This window comes from Candidatus Accumulibacter phosphatis (assembly GCF_000024165.1).
In the GTDB taxonomy this organism is placed as follows: Bacteria; Pseudomonadota; Gammaproteobacteria; order Burkholderiales; family Rhodocyclaceae; genus Accumulibacter; species Accumulibacter phosphatis.
In genome coordinates this window covers 3,340,693-3,355,020 of the sequence record NC_013194.1, presented here as the reverse complement: position 1 = coordinate 3,355,020, position 14,328 = coordinate 3,340,693, and the positions used below count along the sequence as shown (strand labels likewise).

The 14,328-nt window shown below is 63.4% G+C and carries 13 protein-coding genes; 11 read left to right on the top strand and 2 right to left on the bottom strand.

Annotated features, from left to right (window positions below):
• The first annotated feature begins 65 nt into the window (after positions 1 to 65).
• The 9 genes from rpsA (at position 66) to CAP2UW1_RS14400 (ending at position 8,270) form a co-directional block, all read left to right on the top strand.
• Positions 66 to 1,766 carry a 30S ribosomal protein S1 gene (rpsA, locus tag CAP2UW1_RS14440; RefSeq protein ID WP_015767358.1) on the top strand — a complete coding sequence of 567 codons (1,701 nt, stop codon included), beginning with the start codon at positions 66 to 68 and terminating at the stop codon, positions 1,764 to 1,766.
• 9 nt (positions 1,767 to 1,775) lie between these two features.
• Positions 1,776 to 2,069, top strand: a complete 294-nt coding sequence (locus tag CAP2UW1_RS14435) for an integration host factor subunit beta (RefSeq protein ID WP_015767357.1) — start codon at positions 1,776 to 1,778, stop codon at positions 2,067 to 2,069.
• Positions 2,070 to 2,134: 65 nt separating this feature from the next.
• Positions 2,135 to 2,416 carry a LapA family protein gene (locus CAP2UW1_RS14430; RefSeq protein WP_015767356.1) on the top strand — a complete coding sequence of 94 codons (282 nt, stop codon included), beginning with the start codon at positions 2,135 to 2,137 and terminating at the stop codon, positions 2,414 to 2,416.
• Between the two features lie 22 nt (positions 2,417 to 2,438).
• Positions 2,439 to 3,605: a lipopolysaccharide assembly protein LapB gene (gene lapB, locus CAP2UW1_RS14425; protein ID WP_041568556.1), complete on the top strand. Its 1,167-nt coding sequence runs from the start codon at positions 2,439 to 2,441 to the stop codon at positions 3,603 to 3,605.
• Positions 3,606 to 3,688: 83 nt separating this feature from the next.
• Positions 3,689 to 4,621, top strand: coding sequence for a D-glycero-beta-D-manno-heptose-7-phosphate kinase (gene rfaE1, locus CAP2UW1_RS14420; protein WP_015767354.1), 933 nt, complete (start codon positions 3,689 to 3,691; stop codon positions 4,619 to 4,621).
• Positions 4,622 to 4,633: 12 nt separating this feature from the next.
• Positions 4,634 to 5,638 (top strand): ADP-glyceromanno-heptose 6-epimerase, encoded by a 1,005-nt coding sequence (gene rfaD / locus CAP2UW1_RS14415; RefSeq protein ID WP_015767353.1) that lies wholly within the window; start codon positions 4,634 to 4,636, stop codon positions 5,636 to 5,638.
• Positions 5,631 to 6,530, top strand: a complete 900-nt coding sequence (cysM, locus tag CAP2UW1_RS14410; protein ID WP_015767352.1) for a cysteine synthase CysM — start codon at positions 5,631 to 5,633, stop codon at positions 6,528 to 6,530. Before rfaD ends, cysM begins: the two co-directional genes overlap by 8 nt.
• A gap of 7 nt (positions 6,531 to 6,537) precedes the next feature.
• The gene (locus CAP2UW1_RS14405; RefSeq protein ID WP_015767351.1) at positions 6,538 to 7,323 is read left to right on the top strand and encodes a 3'-5' exonuclease; all 786 of its coding nucleotides are present in this window, start codon (positions 6,538 to 6,540) and stop codon (positions 7,321 to 7,323) included.
• Positions 7,324 to 7,415: 92 nt separating this feature from the next.
• On the top strand, positions 7,416 to 8,270 hold the full coding sequence (locus CAP2UW1_RS14400; protein ID WP_015767350.1) for an amino acid ABC transporter substrate-binding protein: 855 nt from the start codon (positions 7,416 to 7,418) through the stop codon (positions 8,268 to 8,270).
• 14 nt (positions 8,271 to 8,284) lie between these two features.
• On the opposite strand, the gene CAP2UW1_RS14395 is transcribed toward CAP2UW1_RS14400, so the two are convergent.
• The gene (locus CAP2UW1_RS14395; protein ID WP_015767349.1) at positions 8,285 to 9,094 is read right to left on the bottom strand and encodes a DUF2189 domain-containing protein; all 810 of its coding nucleotides are present in this window, start codon (positions 9,092 to 9,094) and stop codon (positions 8,285 to 8,287) included.
• A 307-nt stretch (positions 9,095 to 9,401) separates the two neighbouring features.
• Between CAP2UW1_RS14395 and CAP2UW1_RS14390 the strand changes: the two genes are divergently transcribed.
• Positions 9,402 to 9,617: a hypothetical protein gene (locus CAP2UW1_RS14390; RefSeq protein WP_015767348.1), complete on the top strand. Its 216-nt coding sequence runs from the start codon at positions 9,402 to 9,404 to the stop codon at positions 9,615 to 9,617.
• A gap of 173 nt (positions 9,618 to 9,790) precedes the next feature.
• Positions 9,791 to 11,116 (top strand): 30S ribosomal protein S12 methylthiotransferase RimO, encoded by a 1,326-nt coding sequence (gene rimO / locus CAP2UW1_RS14385; RefSeq protein WP_015767347.1) that lies wholly within the window; start codon positions 9,791 to 9,793, stop codon positions 11,114 to 11,116.
• Positions 11,117 to 11,146: 30 nt separating this feature from the next.
• Here the strand turns inward: rimO and CAP2UW1_RS14380 are convergent, their stop codons facing one another.
• Positions 11,147 to 14,275 (bottom strand): error-prone DNA polymerase, encoded by a 3,129-nt coding sequence (locus tag CAP2UW1_RS14380; RefSeq protein ID WP_015767346.1) that lies wholly within the window; start codon positions 14,273 to 14,275, stop codon positions 11,147 to 11,149.
• Positions 14,276 to 14,328: the final 53 nt, after the last annotated feature.

Here is a 14,328-nt window from a genome sequence, read left to right as displayed (position 1 = left end):
TGTCGGGAACTGGTGATCGTTATCAACTCACCCCGCAGCCGTTGCGGTTAGGTAACTCAACATATATGTCAGCCAATCCCAGCATGCAAGAAAGCTTTGCCGAACTTTTCGAAGAGAGCCTCGGGCGTCAGGAAATGCGCCCTGGAGAGGTCATCACCGCAGAAGTCGTGCGCATCGACCAGAATTTTGTCGTCGTCAATGCCGGCCTCAAGTCCGAAAGCTATATCGAACTTGAGGAATTTCGCAATGACCAGGGCGAACTCGAAGTCAAGGTCGGTGACTTCGTCCAGGTGGCCATCGAGCAACTCGAGAACGGTTTCGGCGAAACGCGCCTGTCGCGCGACCGTGCCAAGCGGGTCGCTGCGTGGAATGCCCTCGAACAGGCGCTGAACGACGGTAGTCTCGTGGTCGGCACGATCACCGGCAAGGTCAAGGGGGGGCTGACGGTAATGACCAACAGCGTCCGCGCCTTCCTGCCGGGCTCTCTGGTGGACATGCGTCCGGTCAAGGACACCACGCCGTACGAAGGCAAGACCTACGAATTCAAGGTCATCAAGCTCGACCGCAAGCGTAACAACGTGGTGGTCTCGCGGCGTGCCGTCCTCGAGGCGAGCGTCGGCGAAGAGCGCGATGCCCTGCTCGCCGCCCTCAAGGAAGGCAGCATCGTCAAGGGCGTGGTCAAGAACATCACCGACTACGGCGCCTTCGTCGATCTCGGCGGCATCGATGGCCTGCTGCACATCACCGATCTGGCGTGGCGTCGTGTTCGGCACCCGTCCGAGGTTCTCGCGGTCGGCGACGAAGTCCAGGCCAAGATCCTCAAGTTCGACCAGGAAAAGAACCGCGTTTCGCTCGGCCTCAAGCAGCTCGGCGAAGATCCCTGGGTTGGCATTTCGCGTCGCTACCCGCCGACGACCCGTCTTTTCGGCAAGGTCACCAACCTCACCGACTACGGCGCCTTCGTCGAGATCGAGCAGGGAATCGAAGGACTGGTGCATGTCTCCGAGATGGACTGGACCAACAAGAACGTCCATCCGTCCAAGGTCGTTCAGCTGGGCGACGAAGTCGAGGTGATGATCCTCGAGATCGACGAGGACCGGCGGCGGATTTCGCTGGGGATGAAGCAGTGCGCTGCCAATCCGTGGGACGACTTCTCGATGAACTACAAGAAGGGCGACCGGGTGCGTGGCGCGATCAAGTCGATCACTGACTTCGGCGTGTTCATCGGCCTGCCCGGCGGCATCGACGGCCTGGTGCACCTGTCCGACCTGTCGTGGTCGCTGCCGGGTGAGGAAGCCATTCGCAATTTCAAGAAGGGCGACGAGGTTGATGCCGTGGTTCTCGCCATCGACACCGACAAGGAGCGGATTTCCCTGGGTATCAAGCAACTCGACGGCGATCCCTACACCAGCTACATTGCCACGCACGACAAGAACAGCATCGTGCGTGGATTGGTTAAATCGGTTGACGCGCGTGGCGCGGTGGTGATGCTGGACGGCGACATCGAGGCGTATCTGCGGGCGTCTGAAGTCTCGCGTGATCGGATCGACGACCTCACCAGGGTCTACAAGGAAGGCGACCAGATCGAGGCGATGATCATCAACATCGACCGCAAGACGCGTTCGATCAGCCTGTCGATCAAGGCCAGGGAGCAGGCCGAGCAGCAGGAGGCGATGCAGAAGTTTTCTGCCGATAGCAGCAGTGCCAGCTCGGGCACGACCAACCTCGGGGCGTTGCTAAAAGCCAAGCTGAACAATCCGCAATAGGTTCGAGCGATGACCAAGTCGGATCTCATCGCCCAACTGGCCGAGCGCTTCCCACAACTGGTCGCCAAGGATGCGGACCTGTCGGTCAAGATGATTCTCGAGGCGATGGCCGAGGCGCTGTCAAACGGCGATCGCATCGAGATCCGCGGTTTCGGGAGCTTCGCCTTGAACTACAGGCCACCGCGCGTCGGGCGTAACCCGAAGTCGGGGGAGAAGGTCAACGTTCCGGAAAAGTGGGTGCCGCACTTCAAGGCTGGCAAGGAGTTGCGGGAGCGCGTGGACGGCTCCCTGGAATCGATCTGAGTGATCAGTGAGTACGGGTTTGCGGGCGGCAACATGCCGCCCGTTTTTCTGTGGGAAGGTGATTGATGCGTGGATTGTCGTGGACCTCGAGAATCGTCCTGTTCCTTCTCCTTTTTGCGTTTGCCATCAAGAACACCGATCCGGTTGGCGTGCATGTCTTTCTTGATGCCACTTGGCACGCGCCCCTGATCATTGTCGTGCTCGCGTCTCTTGCTGGCGGCGCCGGCCTCGCCGTGCTCTTCCTGCCCAGCACTCTGCTTGGCCAGCGCCGCGAACTCGCCCGCCTGCAGCGTGAGTTGAACGAAGCTCGGACCAGCGTGGCCAGCGACCCGCTCCACCGGGTCTGAACATCACAAAGCCGATTCCATGATTGAATTCGAGTACTGGCAGTTGCTGCTTTTTCCGCTCTTCTTCGGGCTCGGCTGGGCGGCCGCACGCATCGACATCCGGCATCTGGTGAGGGAGTCGCGGGCCTTGCCGCGTTCGTACTTTCAAGGGCTCAACTTCCTGCTCAACGAGCAGCCCGATCGCGCGATCGAGGCTTTTGTCGAAGCCGTCCGGGTCGACCCCGAGACCATCGAGCTGCACTTTGCGCTCGGCAGCCTCTTTCGTCGCCGCGGCGAAACCGAGCGGGCGATCCGGATGCACCAGAATCTCCTGGAGCGCGAGGACCTCAAGCAGGATCTGAAACTGCAAGCGCTGGCCGAACTCGGGCACGATTTTCTGAAGGCTGGGTTGCTTGATCGGGCCGAGGAAATCTTCGACAAGCTGCGCGAGTCCGAACTGGCGGAAGACGCCAAGCGCAATCTGCTCGAGATCTATCAACTGGAGAAGGATTGGGAAAAGGCGATCGTCATCGCATCGGAACTGCCGGATTTCGCGTCGCACAAGGAAATCGCCGAGTACCATTGCGAACTGGCCGCCGCCGAGATGATCCGCTCGCGTCACGATCTCGCGGCGAGCCACCTGCAGACCGCGCTTGGCCGCAACCGGAAGTGCGTTCGGGCCAGCCTTCTGCAGGGTGACATAGCGTTTCAGCAGGAGCAGTACGATGCGGCGATCGACTCGTGGCAGCGGATCGAGCAGCAGGGCCCGACTTACCTCGCGCTGGTCGCGCAACGCCTGCTCGACGCGTTCCGCAAGCTCGATCGGCGTGAGGAGGGGCTGCGCCTGTTACGCGGCTACCTCGAGCGCTACCCCTCGCTCGACCTGCTTGACGTTGTCTTTCAACTGGTGCTTGAAGGCGATGGACCCGAGGCGGCGTACCGCCTCGTTCGTGACGAGCTGAAACGTAACCCGACGCTGCTCGGTTTCGACAAGTTGCTGGAAGCACGCTTGTTGTTTGCCGCTCCGGAGATTCGTCCTGATCTGGACCTGGCGAAAGCGATAGTGCAGAGCTATACGCGGCGCCTGGCTCGCTATCGGTGCGATAATTGCGGCTTCAAGGCGCGCCAGTTCTACTGGCGTTGTCCGGCTTGCGGCGGTTGGGAGACGTATTCGCCCAAACGTACCGAAGAATTCGACCTGACACCCTAGGACGTTCATGTTCCCATTGCGCGTGCGTGCCACCGGGCACGGCCGCCGCCCGAGCAGGGCTTGCAGGATCGCGGCAGGCGCCTATGCGGCTTGCTGATCTGTCGGCAGCCAGGCTGCTGATTGTCGGCGACGTGATGCTCGATCGCTATTGGTTTGGCGACGTGACGCGCATTTCGCCCGAGGCCCCGGTGCCGATTGTCAAGATTGAGCGCAGCGAAGAGCGCCCGGGTGGAGCGGCCAACGTCGCCCGCAATGTCGCCGCCCTGGGGGCGCAGGTGGGTCTGCTGTCGGTCGTCGGCGACGACGAAGCCGGGCGGAGCCTGCTGCGCTTGCTGGAAGCGAGCGGCATTGCGGTCAATCTGCACGTTGACCCGGCGATCAGCACCACCGTCAAGCTGCGGGTGATTGGCCGTCAGCAACAGCTGTTGCGGATCGACTTCGAGACCTCGCCGTCGCACGAGGTTCTGCGGGCCAAGTTGCTTGAATTCGCAACGCGTCTTGGCGACTGTGACGCGGTGATCCTCTCCGACTACGGCAAGGGCGGTTTGACGCATATCGGCGAGATGATTCGACTGGCACGCGATGCCGGCAAGCACGTGCTGGTCGACCCCAAGGGCGACGATTTCTCGAAGTATGCAGGCGCTACCGTCGTTACACCCAACCGGGCGGAACTGCGCGCGGTGGTTGGTCGCTGGCAGGATCCCGAAGAACTGGCACGCAAGGCGGAGGCGCTGCGTGCCGGTCTCGGGCTGGACGGACTGCTGGTGACGCGTAGCGAGGAGGGGATGTCGCTTTTCCATGCCGGCGGGGCGCTGCATGAGCTGGCGGTGGCGAGAGAGGTCTTCGACGTTTCCGGTGCCGGGGATACCGTCATCGCGACGCTTGCCGTGATGCTTGCCGGCGGTGCGGGTTGGGAAGAGGCCGTGCATGTGGCGAACGTTGCTGCCGGCCTGGTGGTTGGCAGGTTCGGTACGGCGGTTGTTGGTCGCGATGAGCTTACCGCGGCCTTGAAATGAAGTGAGGTGAGCATGTACACGATCGTTACCGGCGCGTCCGGCTTCATTGGCTCTAATCTGGTCAAGGCGCTCAACGAGCGCGGGGTGCGCAAGATCATTGCGGTCGACAATCTGACCCGCGCCGACAAGTTCAAGAATCTCGTCGACTGCGACATCGCCGACTACATCGACAAGGGTGAATTCCTCGATCGCCTCGTCGCCGGCGACTTCGATGGCGATCTCGACGCCATCCTGCATCAGGGGGCCTGCTCCGACACCATGGAGGCCGATGGCCGTTACATGATGGAGAACAACTATCGCTACTCGCTGGGGATTCTCGACTGGTGCCTCGACCAGGAAGTGCCCCTGCTCTACGCATCGAGTGCCGCGACCTATGGTGGCGGCGGCGTGTTCACGGAGGAGCGGCAGCACGAGGCGCCATTGAATGTCTACGGCTATTCGAAGTTCCTTTTTGATCAGATCGTCCGGCGACGACTCGCGGAAGTCGGTTCGTTCAATTCGCAGGTCGTCGGATTCCGCTATTTCAATGTCTACGGTCCGCGCGAGTCGCACAAGGCGCGCATGGCGTCGGTAGCTTTTCATCACTACCATCAGTTTCGGCGTGAGGGCAAGGTGAGGTTGTTCGAAGGCTGCGATGGGTACGCTGCCGGTGAGCAGCGGCGCGATTTCGTTTTTGTCGGTGACGTGGCGCGCGTCAACCTCCACTTCCTCGATCACCCCGAGAAGTCGGGTATCTTCAACGTCGGCACGGGCCGCGCGCAGAGCTTCAACGAGCTGGCCGTGGCCAATGTCAATGCCTGTCGCGCCCTGGTCGGTCAGCCGGCGCTGCCGCTTGCCGAACTGGTGCGGCAGGGCTTGATCGAGTACATTCCGTTTCCCGCGGACCTCAAGGGGAAGTACCAGAGTTTCACCGAGGCCGATCTTTCGAAGCTGCGCAAGGCGGGTTACGATGCGCCCTTCACCGGCGTCGCCGAAGGCGTCGCGCAGTACGTCGAGTGGTTGTGCAGCCATGGATAAGACGCTCGAAGACTACGTCGGCGACACACCTCTGGTGCGTCTGAAACGCCTGCCGGGTGCCGTCGGCGAAGCGCGCGGTAATCGGCTGCTGGCCAAGCTCGAGGGTAACAACCCGGCCGGTTCGGTGAAGGATAGACCGGCACTGTCGATGATTGCACGCGCCGAGCAGCGCGGTGACATCAAGCCAGGCGACACGCTGATCGAGGCGACTTCCGGTAACACCGGGATAGCTCTGGCGATGGCGGCTGCCTTGCGCGGTTACCGGATGATCCTGGTCATGCCCGAAAACCAGAGTGTGGAACGTCGGCAGACGATGCAGGCTTTTGGTGCCGAACTGGTATTGACGCCGCGCGAGGGCAGCATGGAACTGGCGCGCGACGTCGCCGAGGCGATGCGCAACGAAGGGCGCGGCATCATTCTCGATCAGTTCGCCAACCCCGACAACCCGTTGGCACACTACGAAGGGACCGGTCCGGAGCTGTGGCGTCAGACCGCGGGGACGATCACGCATTTCGTCAGCAGTATGGGCACCACCGGCACGATCATGGGCGTTTCACGTTACCTCAAGGAACGCAACCCGAACGTCTGTATCGTTGGTTGCCAGCCCGAAGAGGGGTCACAGATTCCCGGTATCCGCAAATGGCCGGAGGCCTACCTGCCCAGGATCTTCGATTGCCGGCGAGTCGATCGAATCGAATCTGTTGCGCAGGGAGACGCCGAGCACATGACGCGCCGGCTGGCTCGCGAAGAAGGTATTTTCGCTGGCATTTCGTCGGGCGGTGCGCTGGTCGTCGCCCTGCGGCTGGCCGCAGAACTCGAGAACGCCACCATCGTCAGCATCGTTTGCGACCGGGGTGACCGGTACCTGTCGACCGGGGTCTATCCGGCCTGATTGTGCGATGAAACCCGTCCTCGTCTTCGACATCGAAACCATTCCCGACGTGGCGGGCCTGCGTCGCTTGCACGATCTGGAACCGCTGTTGTCCGACGACGAGGTCGCCGAACTGGCTTTTCAGCACCGGCGCGCGTCGAGTGGCCACGATTTTCTGCCGCTGCACCTGCAGCGGGTAGCGGTGATTTCATGCCTGCTACGGGTCGGCAAGGATCTCCGTGTCTGGTCGCTGGCCGAGCCCGAGCAGGGCGAAGCGGAAATCATTCAACGGTTCTTCGAGGGCGTCGAGAAGTTCACGCCGCAGATCGTCTCCTGGAACGGTGGCGGGTTCGACCTGCCGGTGCTGCACTATCGCGGGCTCGTGCATGGTGTCGTCGCGCCGCGCTACTGGGACCTCGGTGACGGCGACTACGCGGACAGCCGCGACTTCAAGTGGAACAACTACATCGGTCGCTACCACACACGTCACCTTGACCTCATGGACCTGCTGGCCATGTATCAGCCACGTGCCAGCGTACCGCTCGACCAGCTTGCCAAGCTGATCGGCTTTCCCGGCAAGATGGGCATGGATGGTGGCAAGGTGTGGCAGGCGTGGCAGGCCGGTCGGACTGCCGAAATACGCGACTACTGCGAAACCGACGTCCTCAACACCTACCTGGTGTCAGTTCGCTTCCGCCTCATGCGCGGCGAGCTGTCGGCGGCCGAGTATGCAGATGAAATTTCCTTGGTGCGCGCTGAAATCGCGAAGATCGGCAAGCCGCATTGGCAGGAATTCCTGGCCGCCTGGCGCTAGTGCGCGGCCGTCTGTGCACCGGCGATTTGCAGATTGCTGCCGAGATGTCAGAATCTCCGCCGATGAAAAAGCCTTGCTTATGGAGGAAGTGGATGCGGTTCGAGCGCTGGCTTCTGTGTGTCGCGACTGCCCTGAGTTTTCCCCTGTCTGCCCTGGCGGCAGGCACCCTGGACAAGATCAAGGCGTCGCGGACAATTTCCCTCGGCTATCGGGAGGCGTCGATCCCGTTTTCCTATACTGGCGACGACAACCAGCCCTGGGGCTATTCGGTGGACTTGTGCACCCGAGTAGCGGCGGCCATCGTCAAGCAGTTGGGCCTCGAAGAACTGCAATTACAGTGGGTGCCCGTTACCCCGGAAACGCGTGTCGCCAAACTGAAGTCCGGTGCGATCGATCTCGAGTGCGGGTCGACGACGAGTTCGCTGGCGCGAATGCAAGAGGTGGATTTCAGTCTGCTGACCTTCGTTGATGGCGGCAGCTACTTGACCCGCAAGGCTTCCGGCATCAAGCGTCTCGACGACCTCGCCGGCAAGCGGATTGCCGTTGCCGCCGGTACCACCAGCGAGCGAACGATCGCCGAGGCGCTGACGCAACACCAGGTCGGAGCGCAGCTGGTCAAGGTCAGCGACCACCAGCAGGGGCTGGCGGCGATGGTGCAGGGCAAGGTGGACGCCTATGCTTCCGACCGTTCCCTGCTGATTGGCTTGGCTCTCGACTCCGGCAACCAGAGCGACTGGGTGCTGGGCCCGGAGACCTTCTCCTATGAGCCTTACGCCCTGATGATGCGTCGCAATGACGCGGACTTTCGTTTGGCGGTCAACCGCGAATTGGCTCGCCTGAGTCGTAGCCGTGAAATCTACACGATTTATGACCGTTGGTTCGGCTATCTCGCCAAGCCGGGAGTCAAACTGGAGAGCGTCTATTTCCTGAACGGCCTGCCGGAGTAGGGTGCGCTCTTCGCTCAGGGCGGCATTGTTTCGTCGTGCTGGCCGTCGGCGGCAACGAGGTCCCGATAGGCGTGCCAGGTGGCGTGCCCGACCAGCGGCATGGTGAATACGAGACCGACGAAGGCCGTCGCAAAGCCGATGGCGGCGAGAATCGCGATACAGGCAGCCCACAGCAGTATCGGACCCGGATTGCGGCCACAGGCGAGCAGGCTGGCGATTGCCGCGGTCACCGCATCCGTCTTGCGGTCCAGCATCAGCGGCACGGTAACCACGCTGATCGCGAAGACAAAGGCGGCAAAGAAACCACCGACGGCGAAGTAGACGAGGGCAAAGTCGACCTGTTCGAAGGTCAGGACCGTCCGTACGACATCCGCAAAAGTTGGTAGGCCTCCTGCGAAAAACAGAGCAAAAATAACGATCGACGCACGTGCCCAGACGAGCAGGACGACCGCCAGCAAGGCCGCGAAGAGACCAATATTGGCCAGGTTGGGGCGCCAGGCGGCAAGGCTGGGGGCCAACTCGGGCAACTCTTTGCGTTCGATGCGACGACTCAGGTCGTAGAGTCCGAGGGTCAGGAATGGACCGAGGAGAAGAAAACCGGTGGTGAGCCCGGCGAAGAGCGCATAGGCTTTGGCAAAGACGGCCTGCATCAGCCATCCGGCGGAGGCAAAACACACGCCGTAGAAAATGCTGGCCAAGCCGGCCAGGCGAAAGTCTCGCCAGCCGGCGCGCAACCAACCGCCGACGGCGCTGAACCCAACCCGCCGGATGACCGGGAAGCGGCTGGCGGCGTCTTCGCTGGCTGGGGCATCGTTCTCGCTCATGGATGGCTTCCTCCTTGGTGGATGTCGTGTACTCGCATACAAATCGTAACATGCTGGCTGGTCACGACTGCGCGGCGCGTGGCAGCCGCTGTCAACGATCCGGTCGAAAGGAGCGGCCCGTGCGTGCGCCTGTACTCGGTACTTCGTCGTGCGGCCGAGTGCTTGACTCGGGACGACTCTCGCTTACAATCGGGTGGGTGGCGCACGGGCATTGCTTCGTCGAGGCAGCGTTGCGTGGCGCCGGGTTGATGCCGTTGTTGCCGGTGCGGCAGCAGGTTCTGTTCGTTTTCCACACAAAGGGCAAGAAATGGAAAGTCTTCTTCTGCTGTTGGGACGTCTCGCCGGTATCGGTGGCCTGGCGCTTTGCGTCGTCGCCGCGGTGGCACGTCTTCAGGGCAACTTCTATCTGGGTGCCATGCAGGTGGGAACCCTCCTGCAGGCTGGCGTTGCCGCCATCGTCATCGCCTGCTTCTTCCTCTTGCTGGGGCTGGTGAGCCAGGGTAAGGCTGATCGCTCGCGTTGACCGCGCCTGCAGCTCGCTCGTCGACGGTGGGCAGCCGCGCAGAGGCCGGCTGAACCGGTAAGGGCGTCGCAGCCGCAGCTTGCTTGCCGCCCTGCCTCTCCGGTTCTCCCGGGACCGCCCGCTGCCGGCAGGCCCACGGTATACTGGCCGGCTATTCACGAGAGCGGTATGCCATGTCCAAGCCGAAGAACGTCGGTTTTGTTTCGCTGGGTTGCCCGAAGGCATTGGTCGACTCGGAGCAGATTCTCACCAGGTTGCGCGCCGAAGGCTATCTGATTTCGCCTTCGTATGAAGGTGCCGATCTGGTGCTGGTCAACACCTGTGGTTTCATCGATGCCGCCGTCGAGGAGTCGCTCGATGCCATCGGCGAGGCTCTGGCCGAAAACGGCAAGGTCATCGTCACCGGCTGCCTGGGTTCCCGAGAGGATCTGATCCGCAAGGCGCATCCGCAGGTACTGGCGGTGACCGGTCCGCATGCCACCGACGCGGTATTGCAACACGTGCATGCGCATCTGCCGCAGCCACACGACCCGTTCACGAGCCTGGTTCCACCACAGGGAATCAAGCTGACGCCGCCGCATTTCGCCTATCTGAAGATTTCCGAGGGCTGCAACCACAGTTGCACCTTCTGCATCATTCCTTCGATGCGCGGGCCGCTGGTCAGCCGACCGATCGGCGACGTGCTCCAGGAAGCGCGGACGCTTGCCGATTCGGGCGTTCGTGAATTGCTGGTCATCTCGCAGGACACCAGCGCCTACGGCGTCGACCTCAAGTACCGGACCGGCTTTGTCGGCGGTCGTCCAGTGCGCACTCGACTACGCGAACTGTGCGAGGCGCTGGGCGACCTGGGGATCTGGGTACGCCTGCACTACGTCTATCCGTATCCGAGCGTCGATGCGCTGGTGCCGCTGATGGCCGAGGGCAGGTTGCTGCCCTATCTCGATGTGCCTTTCCAGCACGCCAGTGCGCGCGTCCTGGCGGCGATGAAGCGTCCGGCGAGTGCCGAGAACAATCTCGAGCGGGTGCGGGCGTGGCGGGACATCTGCCCAGAGATTACCATCCGCAGTACCTTCATCACCGGTTTCCCGGGTGAGACGGAGTCCGAGTTCGAGGAATTGCTGGCGTTCCTGGCCGAAGCGCGGCTCGACCGCGTCGGCTGTTTCGCCTATTCGCCGGTCGCCGGTGCGGCAGCCAATGCCCTGCCTGGTGCGCTGCCGGACGAAGTCCGCGAGGAGCGCCGGCAGCGGCTGATGGCCTTGCAGGAGGACATTTCTGCAGAATTGCTGGCAGCCAGGATCGGACGTGAAATCAACGTGCTGGTCGATGAGGTCGACGACGAGGGAACGATTGCCCGTTCGGCGGCCGACGCGCCGGAGATCGATGGTCTGGTTTTCATCAACGATCATTTCGACGCCGAGCCCGGAGACTTCCTGCGCGTGCGCGTCGTCGACGCGGACGAGCACGATCTCTACGCCGAGCTCGTTACCAGTGCTGCCTGAGCTGGATTGCCGTTCGCTTACGGCTTGCACTCAATGAAAATCCCGGCTCGCCGTCGGTAGCCGGCCGAGTAGCGACGAGAGATCGACGAGACGCTTGGCGACCAGATGGACGACCTCGCCTTCGCGCTGCACCTGCCCGAGGACGCCGAGCAGGCGGGCACCGAGCAGTTCCCGGCGCTGTTTTTCGACGAGTCGCGAGTGCACCACGATATTCGCCAGTCCGGTTTCATCTTCGAGCGTGACGAAGACAATGCCGCTGGCCGTTCCCGGCCGCTGACGACAGGTGACGATGCCGGCGGCGCGCGCCAGCTGGCGGTCGGGGGCGCGCTGCAGCTGGCTGGCGGAAACGAAGCGCTGCGCGCTTAGTCGCTCGCGCAGCAGGGCGAGCGGATGCCGACCGAGGGTGAGCCGGGTGCTGGCATAGTCGGCGATCAGATCCTCGCCCTCGGAAGGGATGGCGAGTTCGGCAAGATCTTCAGGTGGCGCATTGCCGCTGAGCAGGTCGAGTTGCACGGCAACCCCAGCGGCGGCCCAGGCGGCCTGCCGACGATGGCCGCTGAGGCTGGCGAGTGCGTCGGCAGCGGCGAGCAGATCGAGATCCCGGTGCGTCAGACGTGCCCGCGCCGCCAGCTCGGCAATGTTGGCGAAAGGCCCTTGTTTGCGAGCTTCGAGCAGGCGAACGGCAGTTGCCTGGGACAGGCCGACGATGCTGGCCAGTCCCAGGCGAACGGCCGGCCCGCCGGCGGCGATCGCCGGTGCCGCGCTTTCGAGGAGCGCTTTCCAGCCGCTGGCGCTTACCGTCGCCGGTCGTACTTCCACGCCGTGCCGGCGGGCATCCTGGACGAGTTGCGACAGCGAGTAGAAGCCCAGCGGCTGGCTGTTGAGCAGGGCGCAGAGGAAGGCGGCAGGATGGTGGCGCTTGAGCCACGCCGAGACGTAGACCAGCAAGGCGAACGAGGCGGCGTGCGACTCCGGGAAGCCATACTCGCCGAAACCCTGAATCTGCGCGAAGATGCGCTTGGCGAAGGCTTCGTCGTGGCCGCGTTGACGCATGCCGGTGATCAGCTTCTCTTCGAAAGGCCCGAGCCCGCCCTTGCGTCGCCAAGCGGCCATTGCGCGGCGTAGTTGATCGGCCTCGCCGGGAGTGAAGCCGGCAGCGACGACGGCCAGTTGCATCACCTGCTCCTGGAAGATCGGCACGCCGCAGGTGCGTTCGAGAACCGCGGCGATCTCCGGACGCATCGGCTCGATGCGTTCCCGGCCGTGCCGGCGGCGCAGGTAGGGATGGACCATGTCGCCCTGGATGGGCCCCGGCCTGACGAGTGCCACTTCGATCACCAGATCGTAGAAATTGCGCGGTCTGAGGCGCGGCAGCATGGCCATCTGCGCGCGCGATTCAATCTGGAAGACACCGACCGTATCGGCGGCGCAGATCATGTCGTAGACCGCCGGGTCTTCGGCGGGAACCTCCGGCAGACGGCAGCCGACGAGGTCGAGCGCCCGATGGATCGCCGAGAGCATGCCGAGGGCGAGCACGTCGATCTTCAGCAGCCCGAGGGTGTCGAGATCGTCCTTGTCCCACTGGATCACCGTGCGCGCCGGCATGGCGGCGTTCTCTATCGGCACCAGACGGGCGAGCGGGCCGCGTGAGATCACGAAGCCACCAACATGCTGCGACAGATGGCGCGGAAACCCGCGCAGGGCGTCGGCCAGTGCCAGCCATTTGGCGACGCGCGGCGCGGCCGGGTCGAGGCCGACGGCACGCAGGCGGCCGGGGAGTTGGTCGCGTTTGTCCCACCAGGCCAGCGAAGCGGTCAGCGCGTCGATCTGGGCGCTGCCAAAGCCGAGCGCGCGCCCGACGTCGCGCAGGGCGCCGCGCGTCCGGTAGGTGACGACCGCTGCCGTCAGCGCGGCACGTTCACGTCCGTATTTCGCGTAAAGGTACTGGATCACTTCCTCGCGCCGCTCGTGCTCGAAATCGACGTCGATATCGGGCGGCTCGCCACGCTCCCGGGAGATGAAGCGTTCGAAAAGGAGGTTCGAACGCGCCGGGTCGACTTCGGTGATGCCAAGGCAGTAACACACCGCCGAATTGGCGGCCGAGCCGCGTCCCTGGCAAAGGATATGGCGACTGCGGGCAAAGTTGACGATGTCGTACACCGTCAGAAAGTAGGGCTCGTAGGCGAGTTCGTTGATCAGTGCGAGTTCGTGCTCGACGCGCGCGCGTACGCCGGGCGGCACGACGTCTGGGTAGCGCCGGCGCAGCCCCTCGGTCACCTCGGCACGCAGGAAGGTGGCCGGGGTCTGGCCGTCCGGAACCATTTCGTCGGGGTATTCGTAGCGCAGTTCGTCGAGCGAGAAATGGCAGCGTGCGGCGACGAGCAGGGTTGCGGCGAGCAGTTCGGCCGGGTAGATCCGTGCCAGCCGCAGGCGCGTTCGCAGATGGCGCTCGCCATTGGCAAAGAGCGCGTGGCCGGCGGCAAACAGCGTGGTGTACAGACGGATCGCCGTCAGCGTGTCCTGCAGCGGGCGGCGCGCACGCAGGTGCATGTGCACGTCGCCGGCAGCGACGGCCGGCAGGCCGCTCGCTTTGGCAAGTTCGAGCAGCGTTGCCAGTCGCGCCGCATCGTCGGGTCCCGAGTGCAGTTCGACTGCCAGCCATGAACGGTTCGGGAAGCGACTCGCCAGCCAGCGACCCTCTTCGGCGCTGGCATCGGTGTCCGCGTCCGCGTCCGCTATCCAGAGCGCCAGGCAGTCTGGCAGGGCGCCGCTGCGGAGTGCGACCAGGTCGGGCTTTTCGAAGTCGTTGCGGTACAGGCGGTACTCGCCCTTCGCCGAGCGCCGCCTCGCCAGCGTGATCAGCGCTGACAGGTTGCCATAACCAGCGCGGTTCTGCGCCAGAAGTACCAGCCGGGAACCCGGTTGGCGCGCGTCGGTGAGACGAAACTCGGCGCCGATGATGAGTTGCAGGCCACGTTCCCTGGCCGCCTTGTGGGCGCGCACGACACCGGCCAGCGAGGCTTCATCGGTGATGGCCAGCGCGCTGTAGCCTAGTGCCTGTGCGCGCTCGACCAGTTCCTCGGGATGTGACGCCCCGCGCAGGAAGGAGAAGTTGGAGCAGCAGTGCAGTTCGGCGTAAAAGGGAAGGGCGTCAACCACGGCAAAAACTGTATAAAACCCCAGTATAATGCCTCGGTGGCGCTTTTCCCATT